Raw genomic sequence first — 16,852 nt, forward strand, 5'->3', positions numbered from 1 at the left:
GGCTGTTCACAAGGCTGTGTTGAATCGATAGCCCTGACCCGGAATGGTTTCGATCGGGCAGTTGCAACCATAGCTGGCTAACTTGCGTCGCAATAACCGCATTTGTGCTGCAACCACATTGCTGATCGGTTCTTCTTCTAGATCCCAGAGTTGATGCCGAATTTTGCTACCTGAAATGATGCGATTAGGATTTTGCATCAGATAGGCGAGGATTTGAAATTCCTTGACGGTTAAAGGAATCGCTTGAGGAGGCTGAGCTAGTTCGCTGCACAGGGCATTATTGGCATAATCTAGCGTGAATGCACCAATACTGAGGTTTTGGGGTTGAAGTTGAGGCGATCGCCGCTGAAGTGCCCGCAACCGTGCCAGCAGTTCTTCCATCACAAATGGCTTGACCAAGTAATCATCGGCTCCAGCATCGAGTCCGGCGATCCGGTTTTCAGGTTGTCCCAGGGCGGTGAGCATCAGCACGGGTAAGGGGTTTTGGTGCATTCTGAGCCGCTGGCATAACTCTAGCCCTGATAGCTCTGGTAGCAGCCAATCGACGATCGCCACCGTGTAATCTGTCCACTGGCTTTCAAGACAATGCCATGCCTGAGAGCCGTCTGGCACCCAATCTACTACGTATTTTTCGCTCACTAAGATTTGCTTAATGGCTAGTCCCAAATCCGCTTCGTCTTCTACTAGCAAAACTCGCATAGCCCCAATGAAATTAACCACAAGCTTGATTTTACAGAAATCGCTGCCATTTCACCTGATTTTCATCTGCTCTTTGGCAGACTATGGAAGATTTTGGTTTAGCCCCGCGTCTTTGTGAGGAAGTATTATGAAATCCGCTCTATTTATTAGTTCCATTATTGCTGTTGGTTTGGCTATCAGTGTACCTAGCGTTGGGTTTGCTCACGTTGGGCATGGCGATGAATTTCAGGCAGAGGGCGGTGTTCAGCGCGTGCAAGTCAATGCTGAAACCGATCAGATGTTGGGTATTATGGTTACGCCAATTGAGCCAGCCGCAGATGGTAGCGCCGCTGTTATGGTGCCTATCACAGCATTGGTCGATGCTAACGGTAAGCAACTCGTCTTCGTGCAGTATGAGAATTTTTATGAGCCTGTTCCCATCACAACTGGCGCAACTCAGGGCGACCTGATCGAGGTAACTCAAGGATTGTCAGTTGGGGAAAAACTTGTCACTGAAGGAAGTTTGTCGCTCTATGCAGAATCGCGCAAAACTCAAACTGCCAATGCAGCCGCCAGTCCAACCGCAATCGCCTCTCCCCAAACTAGTACAGCCCATGCTCAGGCAGATGCTCAAGGAATCCCTCATAGCCACGATGATGCTGGTAATCTCGTCTCACAGTCTAGTGAAACGACTCCGCAACCGAGCGGATTCCCGATAGGGATTGTAGCCGCAGCCGGTGGTGGAGCAGCGCTGTTGGTAGGGGCGATCGCCTTTATGAGTGGCGGTCGCAAAAAGAAGAACATCTTTTCTAACAAGAAAGGGGGCTTCTAATTTAAGATGTTTAACTCGATTCTAAATCAGACGCTCAAAAACTCGATAGCTCAGCGGTGGTTCATCGTCGTCTGTGCCATTTTAGTGACAGTCTGGGGAGTCTTCAGTGCCACCCAAATGCCGCTAGATGTGTTTCCCGAATTCGCCCCACCCCAAGTCGATATTCACACCGAAGCGACTGGACTCGCTCCAGAGGAAGTAGAGTCGCAAATTACTGTACCGATTGAAAGTGCGGTGAATGGCTTGCCAGGTGTGACAACTGTGCGATCGTCCTCCAAGGTGGGGCTGTCGATGGTGCAAGTGGTGTTTGACCAGGATGCCGATATTTACCAAGCGCGGCAAGCCGTGACAGAACGGCTGCAACAGGTGACAAATCAGCTTCCTGAAGGTGTGCATTCGCCAGAGATTTCACCCCTAGCATCGCCATTGGGCACCATTTTGCAATATGCCTTCACTGTCAATGGACAGGGAAAAACGTCGCTGATGGATCTGCGTCGTTTAGTCGATAGTACGCTCAGCAATCAAATTTTGTCCGTGCCAGGAGTCACCGATGTCACAATCTACGGTGGAGATGAGCGTCAAGAACAGGTACTAGTTGATCCAGAAAAGCTGCGATCGCGCAATGTTTCCCTCACCGAAGTTACCAATGCAGCTAGAGGCGCAAACTCTAATGCCCCAGGCGGTTTTCTGATTGGCGGTGGTCAAGAACTGTTGGTGCGCGGCATTGGGCAGGTGAAATCGATCGCCGATCTGCAAGAATCTGTCGTGAAAGTTCAGGATAGCAAGCCAGTTTTTCTTAAAGATGTGGCGGTAGTCAAAACCGGAGCAGCCCTGAAGCGAGGAGATGCCAGCTTTAATGGGCAGCCTGCGGTGGTACTGATGATTAATAAACAGCCCGATGTCGATACACCTACTGTCACCAAAGCCGTGGAAGCAGTGATGCAATCGTTGCAGCCGAATTTTCCCCCTGATGTGCAAATAGCGCAAACGTTTCGCCAGTCTAATTTTATTGATTCTGCTATTGGCAATGTCAGCGGCTCTCTGATTGAAGGCATCATTATCGTTTCGGTGATTATGTTGCTATTTTTGATGAATTGGCGCACAGCGGTAATTACCCTGAGCGCAATTCCGCTGTCCTTGTTAATCGGGTTGATGTTTATGAAAGCCTTTGGTTTAGGCATCAATACCATGACGCTGGGTGGGTTAGTGGTTGCTATTGGATCGGTAGTAGATGATTCGATCGTCGATATGGAAAACTGCTATCGCGGACTCCGAACCAATCAGGCACAGGGCAATCCCAAGCACCCGTTCCAGGTTGTGTATGACACGTCTGTGGAAGTGCGGCTGGCAGTGATTTTTTCTACAGTGATTATCGTTGTCGTGTTTGCGCCAATCTTCAGTTTGACTGGCGTAGAAGGGCGGATTTTTGCGCCGATGGGATTAGCATATTTGCTCTCGATCGCGGCTTCTACACTGGTCGCCATGACCCTTTCCCCTGCCCTTTGTGCCATTCTGCTGGCGAATCAAACCCTGCCTCAGCAAGGCACATTCATTTCACGATGGGCAGAACGGCTGTATCGTCCCCTGCTGAATCTGTCGCTGCGATCGCCCCAAATTATTCTAGGTTTGGCGCTGGCTGCATTGGTTGCTGCTTTTGCGATCATTCCCTCTTTGGGACGGGTGTTTCTGCCAGAATTCCAGGAAAAATCGATGGTCAACTCGATGGTGTTGTTCCCCGGCGTCTCGCTGGATATGACTAATCGGGCAGGCACCGCGCTTTCCAATTCACTTAAGGATAATCCCTTGTATGAGTGGGTGCAGGTGCGAGCAGGACGCACTCCTGGTGACGCAGATGGGGCAGGTGTCAATATGGCACACGTCGATGTGGAACTCAGCGACCTGGCGATGCAAGACCGAGAAGCCAGCGTGAAACAACTGCGTGAAGCGTTCCTCAAATTGCCTGGTGTTGCACCTAACATTGGCGGGTTTATTTCCCACCGCATGGATGAAGTGCTGTCTGGGGTAAGAAGCGCGATCGCCGTGAAAATCTTTGGTCCAGACCTGACCGAACTGCGACGGATCGGCGAACAGGTGCGGGATATCATCCAGCCCATTGGTGGAGTTGTAGACTTACAGCTTGAACCCCAACTGCCGATCCGTCAGGTGCAAATCCAATACAATCGCGCAGCAGCAGCTACTTATGGCTTGAGTATGGAGCAATTATCAGGCGTAGTGGAAACTGCTCTCAATGGACGCGTGGTGTCACAAGTGGCAGAGAACCAGCAACTGATCGATATTTCTGTTGCACTGGCAGAGAATGCTCGCAATAATTTAGATGCCATTCGCGCCATTCCCCTCTTTACTCCCACCGGGCAAACCATTTCGTTGAGTACCGTCGCCACTGTAGATTACGGTATGGGAGCCAATGTGGTGAATCGGGAAGATGTGTCGCGGTTGATTGTTGTTTCAGCAAACGTGGCGGAACGCGATCTGGGCAGCGTGGTGAGCGATATTCAAGCTCAAATTCGGCAAAAAGTGCAGTTGCCCAATGGCTATTTTATCCAGTACGGCGGACAGTTTGAATCGGAACAACGTGCTAGCAATAACTTGCTAGTATTTAGTATCCTAGCTGCGATCGCCATTGCGGTACTGATGTTCTTCTCGGTGAAGTCACTCTCTGCCACAATCGCCATTATGATTAATCTACCGTTGGCGCTGGTGGGTGGCATTGTTTCCATCGCCTTGACTGGCGGTGTAATTTCGATCGCATCCTTGATCGGATTCATCACCTTATTCGGCGTTGCCGTCCGAAATGGCTTGTTATTGGTAGACAACTACAACAACAAGTTTGCTCAAGGGATGCACCTCCAAGATGTCATTGTCAACGGCTCTCTGGAGCGAGTAAACGCTATTCTAATGACGGCGCTCACTTCCGCACTGGGGATGCTGCCGTTAGCGATCGCCAGTGGAGCCGGAAACGAAATTCTGCAACCCTTAGCAATTGTGGTGCTAGGCGGTTTGTTTACCTCTACAGCGCTGACTTTGTTGGTTATTCCTGCTGTCTACGCGAAGTTTGGCAAACGCTTGATGCCCAAACAAAAATCAGTCGCAGTTGAAACAAGTTTTCCGGTGAATGCGGAGCCACAACCGTCTGCCAGTTCGGTTTTATAAAGTTTCTAAAAGCTGATTAGGGGCGCGATTCGTTTACCAATATGAGATGCGATCGCACCCCTGCTTAATACCTTTTAGCTTTTCTGGGTTGACCACTGCAAAGATTGACTGGATCTGCTCATTTGTAATATCAAAGCTAAAAACGCTATGGAGCTTTTCATTGACGAGATTGATGATTCCAGGCTGTCCATTAATTGTGACAATTTGAGGAACCATTGTAGGGGTTAATTGGCTGCGTCGAATTGCTAATAAAAATCGAGCTACCTTTATACAACCATGTAGCGGTTTCTGGGCTGCAATTGTCTTGCCTCCTCCATCTGACCAGAAAGTTATGTCTTCTGCCATCAACGTAATGAGCGACTGCAAATCCCCTTGATTCCAATAGTCAAGAAACCGTTCTAGCAGGATATTATTCGCATGAGAATCTAGACTGATCGCTGGTCTGCGTAGGACAAGGTGGTGATTAGCGCGATGTACAATTTGACGGCAATTTGAAACACTTCTACCAACAGTTTTGGCAATATCATCGTAACTGTAATCGAACACTTCGCGTAAGAGAAATACTGCTCTTTCCGTAGGAGATAAACATTCAAGCAGCATTAAAAACGCAAAGGAAAGAGATTCTGCTAATTCCGCACTATCCTTCGTACACAACTCCGTTACTAAAGGTTCAGGTAGCCAAGCTCCTACATACTGTTCTCGCTTCACACGGGCAGAACGATGGTGATCAATACACAATCGAGTCACAATTTTTGATAGAAATGCCTTGGGAGATTTCACTATGGTTTCGGTATTCTGCCAGCGTATCCAAGCTTCTTGCACAATGTCTTCAGCATCACTGACGCTGCCTAACATCCTATAGGCGATTGCAAACAGAAGCGACCTGTATTGATTGAAAATCTTTAATTGGCTCATAAGGCGCTACCAGTTTGCTGCTAAATTCATCAGTTGTGTATGTGCGTTTTCGATGTGTTGCTGTCGCTCGTTAGGCATAAACTGATGAGGTACAGCGACAACTGTAGTATCCTCAATACCGATGAACCTTAGAATAGAGCACACATAGGTTTCACAAAAATTCAGATGTCCCAATGGCGTACCAGGCGAAAAATTGCCTGCACTTGGCGTAATTATCAAGGCTTTCTTGCCTGTCGCTAAGCCTGCAAAGGTATGATTGATGGGATCGAAAGTAAAGGTGCGATTGACTCGCACAATATTATCTAAATATGTCTTGAAAGTAGAAGGTATGCTGAAGTTATACATCGGCACACCTAGCAGCAACCGATCTGCCCACAGCAATTCCTCAATCAGTTGCTCAGACTCTTTCAGCGATTCAGTCATGGCAGGTGAGCGATCTTCTGGTTGAGTGTAATTTGCCGTTGTCCATAGTTGTGTAGGGTGAGCAGGAGGATGGCTACCAATATCCCGCCGTTGATGATGTGCTTGCGGATGCGTTACTTGCCATGCATGAATAAAGTTATCACTGAGGGTACGAGAAACAGATTTTTCTAGCCGAGCGCTGGATTGAACTTCGAGTAGGTTCATCAGAGGGTTTCATTTTAGATATCTACCTTTAAAGGACGAAACACTACCTTGTGTTGTGACATCATCCTCTAATGCTATTGCGTGATGTTCTTGCTTCTAAATTGTTGAAGGAGTTGGGCAAACAGTACCGAATCAATTTCACAGTCGATTGCCCTTATCCCCTGACCTTTCTGGCTAATTGAGGGAGGTTGAACACCCTGTTCAAAACAATCGGTTAACAAAGCAACTAAGTGACTTAATCCAGTAAATTGAAGCTGAGTAGACAAAAAAACTTCCGTTACTCTTATCGGAGGCAAGTTCGTTCCATTCGCACAGTACAGGGTCGGCGGCTCCGCATTTAATCGAATCATGCAATAGATGGTGGTGTTGCTGTCATTTAGAATGGCGATCGGCAGTAAATTAATCAAACACTTACCAAGCTTGAGATGACGATGCCCTGCCAGGGCATATTCCAAGGGCAAAAACTTTGCGACAATGAGCCGCCCTTCAAATAGTAGATGGACTTCGTTCTCTCGCCCTGCTAATTCACCGTGCCATTTCCCTTTGAGTCGCAGAAATTTTTCAGCTAAATTCAATTTTTCTGAAGTGCCAGAAAGCCCATTGTGCCATTGATATAAATCGTGAATATCTTGGGGCAGTGCCCATGAGAATGCAGCGATTTGCTTCTTAATGTCATCGGCTGTTAATCCAGGCTGTAGACGACTGGCAATTTTAGGAGCTGTTTGACTTAACACTGTGTCAAAGCGGACGAATGTGTCAATCATTTCAATCATGGTGATCGCTCCTAGCTAGAGATAGGCTTACATAATCAAGACGAGAGAGAAGCTTTTTTTGTGACAAGACTTGGTTTGTCAGATTAAGCAATCCTAAATATTCCTTTCGCTAGTAGAGATGACTTCTGTGTGTAGCTTAAGAGTAATCATTTACTTTTACTCTCAAAAACCGTAAAGTCATCGTTAGGGCTTCACGGAGCTAGCCCGTTCCACAACACCGCGATCGCATCAGAAATAGCACGATCAGTATCAATGGGTTGATGAGCACCAATGGTTTCAGACAAAACTAAATTGTGTAAGTGCGAAAGTAAAACTGTTGCTGTTACCGCAGCATTATCTGTATAGATTCGCCCTAGATTTAACTCAGCAGTCAAATATTCTGTTAACTCATTTCCGATTTGCATCGCAGGCATCGTATGATGTTGCAAAAAAGTTTGCATATTAAAGGATGGATGACTGATGAGAGATAAAAAGACTGGCATCACCTCACGGAAGTAGGAAACAATCTGCAAGCTAATTAATTTGAGGTTTGTCGTTACTTGTTTCTTACCAGGTTGAACGTTGAACATTACCTCAAGTTGCGCTTCTGGCAGCACCATCGCGGCAAAGAACAGCTCCTCTTTCGTACCAAATCGCTGGAAAATAACGGCTTCAGAGATCCCTACCATTTTAGCAAGCGTCCGTGTCGAAGCTTTCGCTCCTTCTTTGATGAAGAGCGATCGCGCCACAGCAAGAATTTCTTCATCTGTGATGGTTTTATTGCGAGGCATTGAGTTTACAGCGAGTTTTAGACTGTTCAAGTAAGTTTTTGCACAATGTTTGTATTCTCCTTTTCACAAAAGGATGCCGTGTTCTCGGCGAATTTCAAGAATGGATTGTTCCTTAAGTTTGGAGAGATTCTCAACAGCTAGCTTCTTTTTCATACGTAAGCTCTTGAAGATGATACCAATGATACGGCGGAAATGGAAGGTTGGTATCATATGGTGCAACTAGGTTAAATTCTATATTTTACGCCATTTTTGTGACTGAAGGATAAAAAATACAAATCAACTATTTTGCCTAGTTTAATCCCTTTTAGGCAATGTTTTTATAATCCAAGACGTAGCTATAATGCTTTGAGTTATATGTTTTGATATGTACCCACTTCTGTTTTGGGCAATGTTTTTTTGATAGATGCGATCAAGAAAAACATTTATGTAACAAAACAATAGCTCTCTAAAACAATTCTTTAAAGTAAACAACAACAACTTGACCACGAAAATCTTACATCGTAGAATCAACTCCACAAGCTTTTCTACAAAATAAACAACTTCTACAAAGAAGCTTGATGTGTAAAGCAGGGTTGATTCCAATGCAGAGAAGAAAAATTTTAATTGCAGCCAAAACTTATCCATCAATAAGTACGAAGTACAAAGAGACAGTTTGTACTGCAGGGATTTTATTAGACGATAACGAAAAGCCTTTGCAGTGGATTCGGATTTATCCAATTCGTTCTCGTGAGTTAGAAGTAGATCAGCGCTTTCCTAAATGGGGAATCATTAGTGCTGAGATTGAGAAAAATGATAAAGACTATAGAGAAGAAAGCTTTCGGATTAATGATAGCTCAATAGAATTAGTTAGAGCTTGTTTTTAAACAATTATGAATTGTTCTGTTTAAGCTTCGCTAAGCGACGCAACATGCTGGGAATCATTGTAACATTGCTCGAACAGGTATTATCTATCAACTCATAATTATCTACCTGCCATTAACAGCAAAAATGAGTATATTTTTCAATTTTAAACTAGCTATTCCCCCTCAATCCGAGAACTAATTTAAAAAGAGATATTTTACAACCTTAAAGTCACGGATCTTGGCTCAATGCCTACTAGTTTAAATCAATAGTAGCTCAAAATACTTCTTAGGTGTTGGAATCAATAAAATAATCTGCCATTTCCTCTATTATAGGTAGCGCTTAGTACTAGTAGACTTAACCTTGGTTCTAGAGTGTTCACTTTCCTATACTGTCCACCTAGTTTTTATAGGCATATAGTGCAGATTAGAATTGAGAAGAGAATACATTAGTAAATCTCCTAAACCTTTAGATATTGACATGATTTTAAGTGAATGTTAGAAATATAGAAACTGTAATAAATTCTATATTAGTTAAACTAGCTGTCAAGTTAACTATAAATAGTTTTTATGCGCTACAAATGACCTTTCAAAAACTTTATAAAGTAAGTTATTAGTTAACGTAACCTTTTCAAATATACTAACTAAGCTATTGATTTAACAGTTTTTAACTGTTTCTTAAACCATGGCTAATAACCAAGAGATTGTTAAAGAAGTATTAGATTTAGAAAATAATTCTAGACTTGTTAAAACTGCACACTTTAATGCTGCTCAAACAAAACAGAATCTACATAAAATAATAGGCTTATCGATTATTATAGTTAATATCATAATATTTTCTCCTTTACTCGATTTAATTACACCTAAATATTCGGCAGTTAGCATAAAGCTTTTAGCTATTATTGGAGCATCGTTAGCAGGAATCCAAACACTTTTTAATTTTCAAAAAGAGGCAGATATGCACCTAAGTGCTGGAAATATATATGCAAGTATTTATCATAGAATTGGAATGCTTCTAGCTAAATACCGAGACGGTATATTGACTCCAGCTAATTTTGTTGAAGAGTCTGAAACATTGCAACAAGAGTACCTCAAAGCAAATAAAAGCTTTGAATTATGTATTCCATCCAACAAAGATTACGAATGTGCAAGAAACTCACTTAAAAAACGTAGTTAGTAGTAGTTATATTTTTAATTTGACTTGGTATTATCGCTGTAATTAAGCATAAAAGCATCAAGTATGCTGCCATATAATGTTTTTACATTGCTAGAAACCGGAACTGTGTAAACTTTTGTGTGTTTGAATGGATGGTAACTAAAGCTAGTCATATCAGGTCTTCCAACGACTCAATTGCTTAATGAAACTTTCTCTAGCATTACGTCTGTTAAGTGTTGAATACTTATAACTTATTTACAAACCACTTTATACTCACCTCGTTTGACATACTTTTTGCCCTTACTGGCTAACAGCATCGGATTAAACAAGGTTTTGGTACTTTGTAGAAAGTACTAATAAGGTTTTGGTACTTTGTAGAAAGTACTAATGAAGTAAAACATTTGTTTAAAGGGAGTATTGACGATTTAGCTATAGATAAAATATCGGGGTGTAGTTTATATTTTAGAGAGCGCAGGATTTTTGGAATCTGATTGCTGTATTGACTGCACAGCAACAGTTTTAGCGACAGGTTGCTCCTGGTGACACCAACCTTCTATTTAGGCGAGTTTGGAGGAATGGGCGATCACAGTAAAGAATATCAGTCTCTGAAAGCCAACTATAGCAACGGTTTTAAACCGTTTAGCACTTATTGCAGCTTCTTTAGCCTTACGCCAATACGGGTGAATTCCCCCTTGCAAAGAGCGCCTACTTATATGTACACTTAAATGTAAGCTTTTGTGTAAACTTTTTGTTTGACACCATTATAGTAATGAGCCTTAACTCATGAGTAAACTCTCTAAACCGCCTCTATTTATGGTGCTGTGTCAAGTGAACTTTGTCACAGTGCTTAAGATGGCAAATTTCATTCAGGACATCCAAGAAAGTCTTCGCAAGAAAGGCTTTCCCATCTATGAAGAGGAGATAATTCAGGAGTTTATTATCGCCAAAAGCCAAATACACCCAGAAGTAGCTGAAAAGAAACGGTGGGTTTTTAGTGATATCAAAAGAAAGCAATGCGTCATCCTATCAACCGACTCGGTTGTGTTGGAAACTATTTGTTATGAGGAACTTGAAACTTTTATCAAAACTTTTGAGGGGGTGCTTGAAACAATTCAAGTTACAGCAAGTCCTGAATTTGCCGTAAGAATTGGACTACGATACATTGATATTATTAAGAGCGATCAATCTGCTTCTCTAAATGAACTAATCCAAGAAGGACTTCGTGGTTTTGCCTTTGATCGAGTTTCTGGGCTTTCAAAACCAGAATCAACTTCCTTAACAAAAACTGAAACACCTATTGGTGGCATTCTTGTTGTGCGTACAATGTTTAATTCTGATAATGTCGTACTTCCTCAAGATCTGGCGACGTCTAAGCTCAAGTTTGATTTACCAGAAACTAATGATAATTCGATTACATTAGATATTGATCACTTTGCCGAACTTAACATCGACTTTAAGTCTGATGAAGTGCTTCAGACAATCAGAAAATTGCATACCTATACTAGCGAAGCATTTAAAGTTGCTGTCACACCTAAAGCACTTGAACAGTGGAAGTGAAATAATTTTCAAGGAGAAAAATGGCTTGTATCAGTTCCGAATACCTATTAAACAGTTCATATACTCCTACGGGAAGCGATCGAGGAATTCCCGTTCCACCCTCTGAGGATTCTCTCTCTTTGGATACTTTGGATGTCATTAAATCTGACAATACCAAATATTTTACTAAGAATTCTTTTATTACTAAGTCTTTTAGGACTGGCGAGAGGCTTAATTTTCTTTATCATATAGTGTCTACTCGTTTAAAAGAGCAAAATTGTTTTAAACATGTACCATTACAGAGACAAAGAGTCTGTTCTACCGATATAGAACTGCTTTCCTTCCAAGAGCAACTTACAGCTATTAAACAAAACCTTTCACTTACTAACAGCGAACTTGCTAAAGTACTCGATGTTTCTCGTACAACACTTTATAAATGGATGGAAGGCATAGAACCACATGATACAAATAGAGAAAGAGTTTACACTTTCTATCAGCTTGCTTGTTACTGGAGAGATCTTTCAGCAAATCCTCTTGGCATCTATGTCAAGCAAAGAAATCAACAAGGGTATTCGCTCTTTCATCTAATGTCCCAGAAATCTGTACCCGTGAATGACGTAAAGGAACTCATGGCTATTGTGGCTCTTAGGCGTGAGCGGGAGCGTACTTCTCAGTCTCTATATGAAATGCGAAGAGACAAATTAAAAAAGGAAGTGAAGTAGAGATTTAGCAGAGTATGAAACTTTCTGCCGAGGATGCTTCAGATATTAAAGATCGTGGTTGGCGACAAGGAGCATTCCTTTCTCCAGAACTCGTTAACAAAGTTAAAATCAGCAATAATATTGCCCGCGATTCATTAGAACATCTCATGATCCTTTCTCATGATTGTGATGTTACTAACCCGAAGTTTGAGGCGGAGCCAACAGTCGAGCTTATAGGTGCAATAGTTGATGAAAAGGATGGCAACAAGCAGCACGGTAAATCACCAAGAGTCTATCAATTTGAGTATAGTGGTGAATATTACACTTTGAATATTCATCAACGTTATTTTGTTAGTAGGCAAATTCTTTGTCATGAAGATCCCCATTTTCAGCTAAATCCTAGAGAGTGCGAAAAGATTCAAAGGTGGACAGCTCGACGGTATTTTCGTCAAGGATTTCCTGATGAATTTAACCGCAGAATTCAACCTCTGTTTGATCGCGGTAAAATACGTAAGCTTATGAAGAAGCACGGCGATCTGTTTTACGGCATCTACATAGATATTGGCGACCACGTTGAAATGGAACCAGATGAAGCATATGAAATTACCATTTGGGCTGTGATGGATGATGCATCGTTTGATGATGAACAGAAGAAAAAGCAGGGAGATGATGTTTTTCAAACCCTTTTAAAGGAAATAGGAACCCTAAAGGAACACAAAATATTTTTAAGAGAAGGTGAGAATGTTCTCAAGGCAGCGTATGAGGTAACACTTTCTGATATGGATCTGCTTAAACGTTGGGATTTTGACGATCTAAGTTTCAAGGGTGATAACATTAATCATCTACAGCATCCTTATTAATTATTAAATAGCTACGTGTATACCTAAATATAGGGTTCGTACGATATGGTACAGCCTATCTCTGAACCATTATTTTATAAAGGATACAGAGTTCGAGTTCCAAATTTAAGCAATTGCTTTAATATAAGTTACACAAATATTTCTTTAAAGTCGCTTCATAGGAAAAAAACATTTATAAAATTATATCTAAGTGAGCGCTATTACTTGAGAATCAGATGGCTGTATTGATTGCACAGTAAGGGTTACATCGACAGGTTGCACTTGGTGACACGAACCTTCGATCTACGCCGATACGTGGAAGGCAGAAAAACCATGTGCTTAGCAATTTGAGGTGCCTAATGCTAGACAAGACAATGCGGTGCTGTTGGGTAGCGACTGTGCGATGCATCTCGCCAATGTCTGCTGTTGTGGCAAAGAGCATCCAGACATGTGCAGCAATTTCATCTTCCAGAGAAGTACGCAGTTAAACAAGATATGTACAGTATCATGCTGGTCAAATATGTGTAGGACTTCTGCTGGCAATTTGTCTGCCATGTTGCCCTCTTGCTCTAATGCACGTAATTCCTGAATTGCTCTGCTTAGAGCTATTGAATCATCAAAACATTTATTCATTTTATGCTTCTATACAGAACGACATTTTAAAGATCAACAAAACGATCCTACAATGGCTTGCTTATGTAAGCAAGTGCTTACTCATTTATAAGCTACATCTAAATTGCTGTCTTTGCCAAAGCCCCAATCTGCTAAACAGCCAAATGAAACTTCTCTAAGGAATTTTCATTATTGAGAGTTACTCTTGGAGCCAACCCTCGAATCCCTGTCTCTACAAACAAGATTTTTTTTCTAATCATGTTCATAATCATAATGATGCTGTAATCCAGAGTAGGCATGGGCATGACGAAGTGAGCTGTGTTGATGGGGATGCCTGTGAGGTTCTGTTACTAAAATGCTGGGATGATGCTCATGTCGGTGATGTTCATCGTGAGTATGTTCGTGCTCATGCCAATAGCTTTTATGGACGTACTTCTGTTCTTTCGGCGAAAGAGTCAGTTGAATCATCACGAGAAGAACTAAACCAATCAAACTACCGTAGAGAAAAGATATATCTTCTCGATGACTACCCAACCAGCCTGCTAGAGGATAGGAAAATAACCACCATAAATGGCTCCAGGCAAACTGGGCACCATAGACTCGCCCTTGAAATTCGGTTGGGGTGCGGTCAGCAATCAACGTCTGAGCAGACACATTCACTAACGTTTGTCCTGCCCCCGCTACTAACCACAGCACTAAAAGAAATGGGAGTTTAACGTAACTGGCAGGGAGGAGCGCGGTCGTAATTAAGCTGGCTCCTAGCAAAATAATCGTTGTGCGCGTCCAATGCTGTCCTAACGATCCAACAGCAGCAGCAGCAAGAGTTGCTCCAATACCAAATGCACCCATTACCCAACCGTACTGTACACTACCTAGCTTGAGCACACCCTGTACATAGCCCACAGTATTGACTAGAATCATGGCTCCTGTCACAGAAGTCACCAGTTGCATTGCTAACGCATATCGCAAATATCGATTGGCAAATAGGCGAGTTGTTCCTGCCTGAATGTCTTGCCATGTTCGACCTGATGAGCGGTTTTGAGCGGCTGCTTGTTCAACTCGCAGTTGGCCAGGCAATGTGATAATTAAAATCGCAGCGATTAGAAATGTGAAGGCATCTAGAAAAAAGACTTGCCTTGCTCCAACAAAGGCTGCGATCGCGCCTGCAATTCCTGGACCCAGAACGCCCAGGAGTTGAAAGGTAGCACTAGAAAGGGCGATCGCCTGGGGATAGTCCTCTTGCCCTGTCACTAGCGGAATCGTTGCTTGATAGGTTGGCGTGAAGAATGCGTAAAAGACATTTAAAGCAAAGACGATTGCATAAATCTGCCAAACTGCATTCACAAATGGCAGTAAGCTGACGATTCCCATCCGTGCCAAGTGAGTTGTCACAAGGATAGTTTTGCGATCAAGGCGATCGGCAAGCACCCCAGCAAATGGCGACAACAGAACAAAGGCAGTAACTCGTAAAGTCAAGGCTCCTGACAGCACAACGGCTGAATTATTGCCAGCCTCCTCAAATGCCAGCAATGCTAACCCTAACCAGGTGAGCGCATCCCCTAGTAAATTGGTCACTTGTGCTGTATATAGACGAGCAAAAATTGGGTTTCGGAGACTCCGGAGCAGTTGGAAGGTCTGCATAATTCTGGTTTGTAAAATTTTAGAAGTATGCCCCCAGGGGGGATATGCTGTATTTACTAAACTAGCAAAAATTTTAGTAAGACTTTATGAAGCATTATGGTTCTTAATGGTTTTCGTTTGGCAAATCCAACATTGCTCAATTACAATGCAAATCAGAGGTTTAGAGCTTTGAGAAATTAACGAGATGTGAGGCGATCGCTCCCTATTTTGCTATCGAAGAAAAACTTGGGTTTGTATTGCTGTTGGAGTAAGTCAACGCAGCATTTCCAAAGCCGCCCAAAGCGGTCAACTGCACGATCGAGCCATTGCTATATTAAATTGCTATATTAAACAGACCTCCTCCATCAGGTGCATTGCCTGTTAGAAGCCAGTCCCATGCTCATGAAATTTCTGTGTTTTAGCTCTTAAGGGGAGGGTTTATTCCTGTCCATTCGGTTAGGTTTGATGGAAGATGGTTTCCACGCCAACGCCGAACGCCAACGCTCTGAATGACGTGGAACTAAAATCCGCACGTCAGGGTCGGGTAGCCCAATCTCGGCTTCTTTGAGTGCCGCCACGATCGCTTGTCTAACTTGAGAACTGGTTGCTACAAAGTCTGATCGGCAAGAGTCTGTCCAGAACCGAGCTTCAATGATAATGTCATCTTGTCCTAGCTCCTGAACTCGAACAGAGGGGGCGGGTTCTTCCAGCACGCCATTAGTTGATTGAGCAGCTTTTTGAATCACGCCGATCGCTTTTTGAAGATCGCTATCATAGCCAATAAAAAGCGCCACACTGCCTCGACGAATCGGAGCCGCCGTATTATTGATAATGCGCGAGGTAAATACTTCAGCATTGGGCACCAGTACCACCCGACCATCATAGGTGCGAAGTTGCGTTGCTCTTAGATCAATCCGTTCGACTTTACCTTCTGTTTCCCCCACGATAATTTGATCGCCTAACTCAAACGGACGCAATACCAGAATCAAAAGACCGCTAATGAAATTAGAGAGAATGTCTTTAAGTGCAAACCCCAGTGCCAAACTGGTCAACCCTAAACCTGTGGCAACTGCTTGCGGGTCAAACCCAAAGGCATCGAGTGCCACGATGAAGCCTAAGATCCAAACCGCATAGTAAGCGACCTGCTTAATCAAATTCTCAATGGTGAGGTCTTCCACAATGCGACGAAAGATGATCCGCATCAACCAACGAACGAAGGTAGCGATCGCCCAAAACAATCCAATCACCAACAGAGCAGCGAGAGCGCGTGGAATAATCACAATGGCAGATTCAATCAGTCGTCCAAAAGCTGTTTCGATCGATGCTTGGACTTCTGCGATAAAGCGTCCTCCTGGAGAAAGGCGGCGTTCGCTGGCGCGTTTTAAGGCTGTGTCAATCGCTTGTGACCACTGCGTCGCCAGCACACTCACCGTTGTTAGGTTATCTTGAGCATCGGTTTCTGTCACCGTCACTACTGGCACACCGGCGATCATAATTACACGATCAGTATTATTTGCGTTCGTAGGTTCAATCCGAGGTGGTGCAATTGCCTCAGGATTTTCCAACAAGCGATTCATGCGACGCTCAATTTGCCGGACGCGTAGTGTTGCATCCAATTTTCCAACTTCCCCTACTCGGAATACTGCTTGTCCGTCCAGACGCACCGTTACTTGTTCTGCCTGAGCAACAGCACTAGGAAGGAATAGCAGAATCACCAGCACGGTGGCAACCGATCGCAGCAATAATCGTTTTGCAGAGGCGTTCACAAGGCTTCTGATACTGG

14 protein-coding genes are annotated in these 16,852 nt (G+C 43.3%); 7 read left to right on the forward strand and 7 right to left on the reverse strand.

Annotated elements, in window-relative coordinates; translation table 11 throughout:
* Positions 1-6 precede the first annotated feature (6 nt).
* Positions 7-699: a two-component system response regulator RppA gene (gene rppA / locus B1A85_RS16090; RefSeq protein ID WP_015328568.1), complete on the reverse strand. Its 693-nt coding sequence runs from the start codon at positions 697-699 to the stop codon at positions 7-9.
* 127 nt (positions 700-826) lie between these two features.
* On the opposite strand from rppA, the gene B1A85_RS16095 reads away from it, so the two are divergent.
* Both B1A85_RS16095 and B1A85_RS16100 read left to right on the forward strand, forming a co-directional pair.
* Positions 827-1,510 (forward strand): efflux RND transporter periplasmic adaptor subunit, encoded by a 684-nt coding sequence (locus tag B1A85_RS16095; protein ID WP_015328569.1) that lies wholly within the window; start codon positions 827-829, stop codon positions 1,508-1,510.
* A gap of 6 nt (positions 1,511-1,516) precedes the next feature.
* Positions 1,517-4,681 (forward strand): CusA/CzcA family heavy metal efflux RND transporter, encoded by a 3,165-nt coding sequence (locus B1A85_RS16100; protein ID WP_015328570.1) that lies wholly within the window; start codon positions 1,517-1,519, stop codon positions 4,679-4,681.
* A gap of 33 nt (positions 4,682-4,714) precedes the next feature.
* Here B1A85_RS16100 and B1A85_RS16105 read toward each other — a convergent pair whose 3' ends face one another.
* The 4 genes from B1A85_RS16105 to B1A85_RS16120 form a co-directional block, all read right to left on the reverse strand.
* Positions 4,715-5,596: an RNA polymerase sigma-70 factor gene (locus B1A85_RS16105; protein ID WP_015328571.1), complete on the reverse strand. Its 882-nt coding sequence runs from the start codon at positions 5,594-5,596 to the stop codon at positions 4,715-4,717.
* A gap of 6 nt (positions 5,597-5,602) precedes the next feature.
* Positions 5,603-6,223, reverse strand: a complete 621-nt coding sequence (locus B1A85_RS16110; RefSeq protein ID WP_015328572.1) for an FMN-dependent NADH-azoreductase — start codon at positions 6,221-6,223, stop codon at positions 5,603-5,605.
* Between the two features lie 74 nt (positions 6,224-6,297).
* Positions 6,298-6,996, reverse strand: coding sequence for a hypothetical protein (locus B1A85_RS16115; protein WP_015328573.1), 699 nt, complete (start codon positions 6,994-6,996; stop codon positions 6,298-6,300).
* Positions 6,997-7,187: 191 nt separating this feature from the next.
* Positions 7,188-7,766, reverse strand: a complete 579-nt coding sequence (locus tag B1A85_RS16120) for a TetR/AcrR family transcriptional regulator (RefSeq protein WP_015328574.1) — start codon at positions 7,764-7,766, stop codon at positions 7,188-7,190.
* Positions 7,767-8,323: 557 nt separating this feature from the next.
* On the opposite strand from B1A85_RS16120, the gene B1A85_RS16125 reads away from it, so the two are divergent.
* From B1A85_RS16125 to B1A85_RS16145, 5 genes are all read left to right on the forward strand, one after another.
* Positions 8,324-8,629, forward strand: coding sequence for a hypothetical protein (locus B1A85_RS16125; RefSeq protein WP_210404515.1), 306 nt, complete (start codon positions 8,324-8,326; stop codon positions 8,627-8,629).
* Between the two features lie 661 nt (positions 8,630-9,290).
* Positions 9,291-9,782, forward strand: coding sequence for an SLATT domain-containing protein (locus B1A85_RS16130; protein WP_015328576.1), 492 nt, complete (start codon positions 9,291-9,293; stop codon positions 9,780-9,782).
* 762 nt (positions 9,783-10,544) lie between these two features.
* A complete protein-coding gene (locus B1A85_RS16135; protein WP_015328577.1) occupies positions 10,545-11,318 on the forward strand; it encodes a TIGR04255 family protein in 774 nt (257 codons plus the stop codon).
* Between the two features lie 119 nt (positions 11,319-11,437).
* Entirely contained in the window at positions 11,438-12,019 is a 582-nt protein-coding gene (locus B1A85_RS16140) for a hypothetical protein (protein ID WP_146087190.1), read from the forward strand.
* A gap of 14 nt (positions 12,020-12,033) precedes the next feature.
* Entirely contained in the window at positions 12,034-12,858 is an 825-nt protein-coding gene (locus tag B1A85_RS16145; RefSeq protein ID WP_015328579.1) for a hypothetical protein, read from the forward strand.
* A gap of 843 nt (positions 12,859-13,701) precedes the next feature.
* Here the strand turns inward: B1A85_RS16145 and B1A85_RS16150 are convergent.
* The gene (locus tag B1A85_RS16150) at positions 13,702-15,090 is read right to left on the reverse strand and encodes an MFS transporter (RefSeq protein ID WP_015328580.1); all 1,389 of its coding nucleotides are present in this window, start codon (positions 15,088-15,090) and stop codon (positions 13,702-13,704) included.
* A 404-nt stretch (positions 15,091-15,494) separates the two neighbouring features.
* The gene (locus B1A85_RS16155; protein WP_015328581.1) at positions 15,495-16,835 is read right to left on the reverse strand and encodes a mechanosensitive ion channel family protein; all 1,341 of its coding nucleotides are present in this window, start codon (positions 16,833-16,835) and stop codon (positions 15,495-15,497) included.
* Positions 16,836-16,852: the final 17 nt, after the last annotated feature.

Origin of the sequence: Chroococcidiopsis sp. TS-821 (genome assembly GCF_002939305.1) — a bacterium.
Lineage (GTDB): Bacteria > Cyanobacteriota > Cyanobacteriia > Cyanobacteriales > Chroococcidiopsidaceae > Chroogloeocystis.

Bases quoted from the DNA above. Each gene is read 5' to 3' on its own strand.
- rppA (WP_015328568.1), bottom strand. From the start codon at position 699: ATGCGAGTTTTGCTAGTAGAAGACGAAGCGGATTTGGGACTAGCCATT.
- B1A85_RS16095 (WP_015328569.1), top strand. From the start codon at position 827: ATGAAATCCGCTCTATTTATTAGTTCCATTATTGCTGTTGGTTTGGCT.
- B1A85_RS16100 (WP_015328570.1), top strand. From the start codon at position 1,517: ATGTTTAACTCGATTCTAAATCAGACGCTCAAAAACTCGATAGCTCAG.
- B1A85_RS16105 (WP_015328571.1), bottom strand. From the start codon at position 5,596: ATGAGCCAATTAAAGATTTTCAATCAATACAGGTCGCTTCTGTTTGCA.
- B1A85_RS16110 (WP_015328572.1), bottom strand. From the start codon at position 6,223: ATGAACCTACTCGAAGTTCAATCCAGCGCTCGGCTAGAAAAATCTGTT.
- B1A85_RS16115 (WP_015328573.1), bottom strand. From the start codon at position 6,996: ATGATTGAAATGATTGACACATTCGTCCGCTTTGACACAGTGTTAAGT.
- B1A85_RS16120 (WP_015328574.1), bottom strand. From the start codon at position 7,766: ATGCCTCGCAATAAAACCATCACAGATGAAGAAATTCTTGCTGTGGCG.
- B1A85_RS16125 (WP_210404515.1), top strand. From the start codon at position 8,324: ATGTGTAAAGCAGGGTTGATTCCAATGCAGAGAAGAAAAATTTTAATT.
- B1A85_RS16130 (WP_015328576.1), top strand. From the start codon at position 9,291: ATGGCTAATAACCAAGAGATTGTTAAAGAAGTATTAGATTTAGAAAAT.
- B1A85_RS16135 (WP_015328577.1), top strand. From the start codon at position 10,545: ATGAGTAAACTCTCTAAACCGCCTCTATTTATGGTGCTGTGTCAAGTG.
- B1A85_RS16145 (WP_015328579.1), top strand. From the start codon at position 12,034: ATGAAACTTTCTGCCGAGGATGCTTCAGATATTAAAGATCGTGGTTGG.
- B1A85_RS16150 (WP_015328580.1), bottom strand. From the start codon at position 15,090: ATGCAGACCTTCCAACTGCTCCGGAGTCTCCGAAACCCAATTTTTGCT.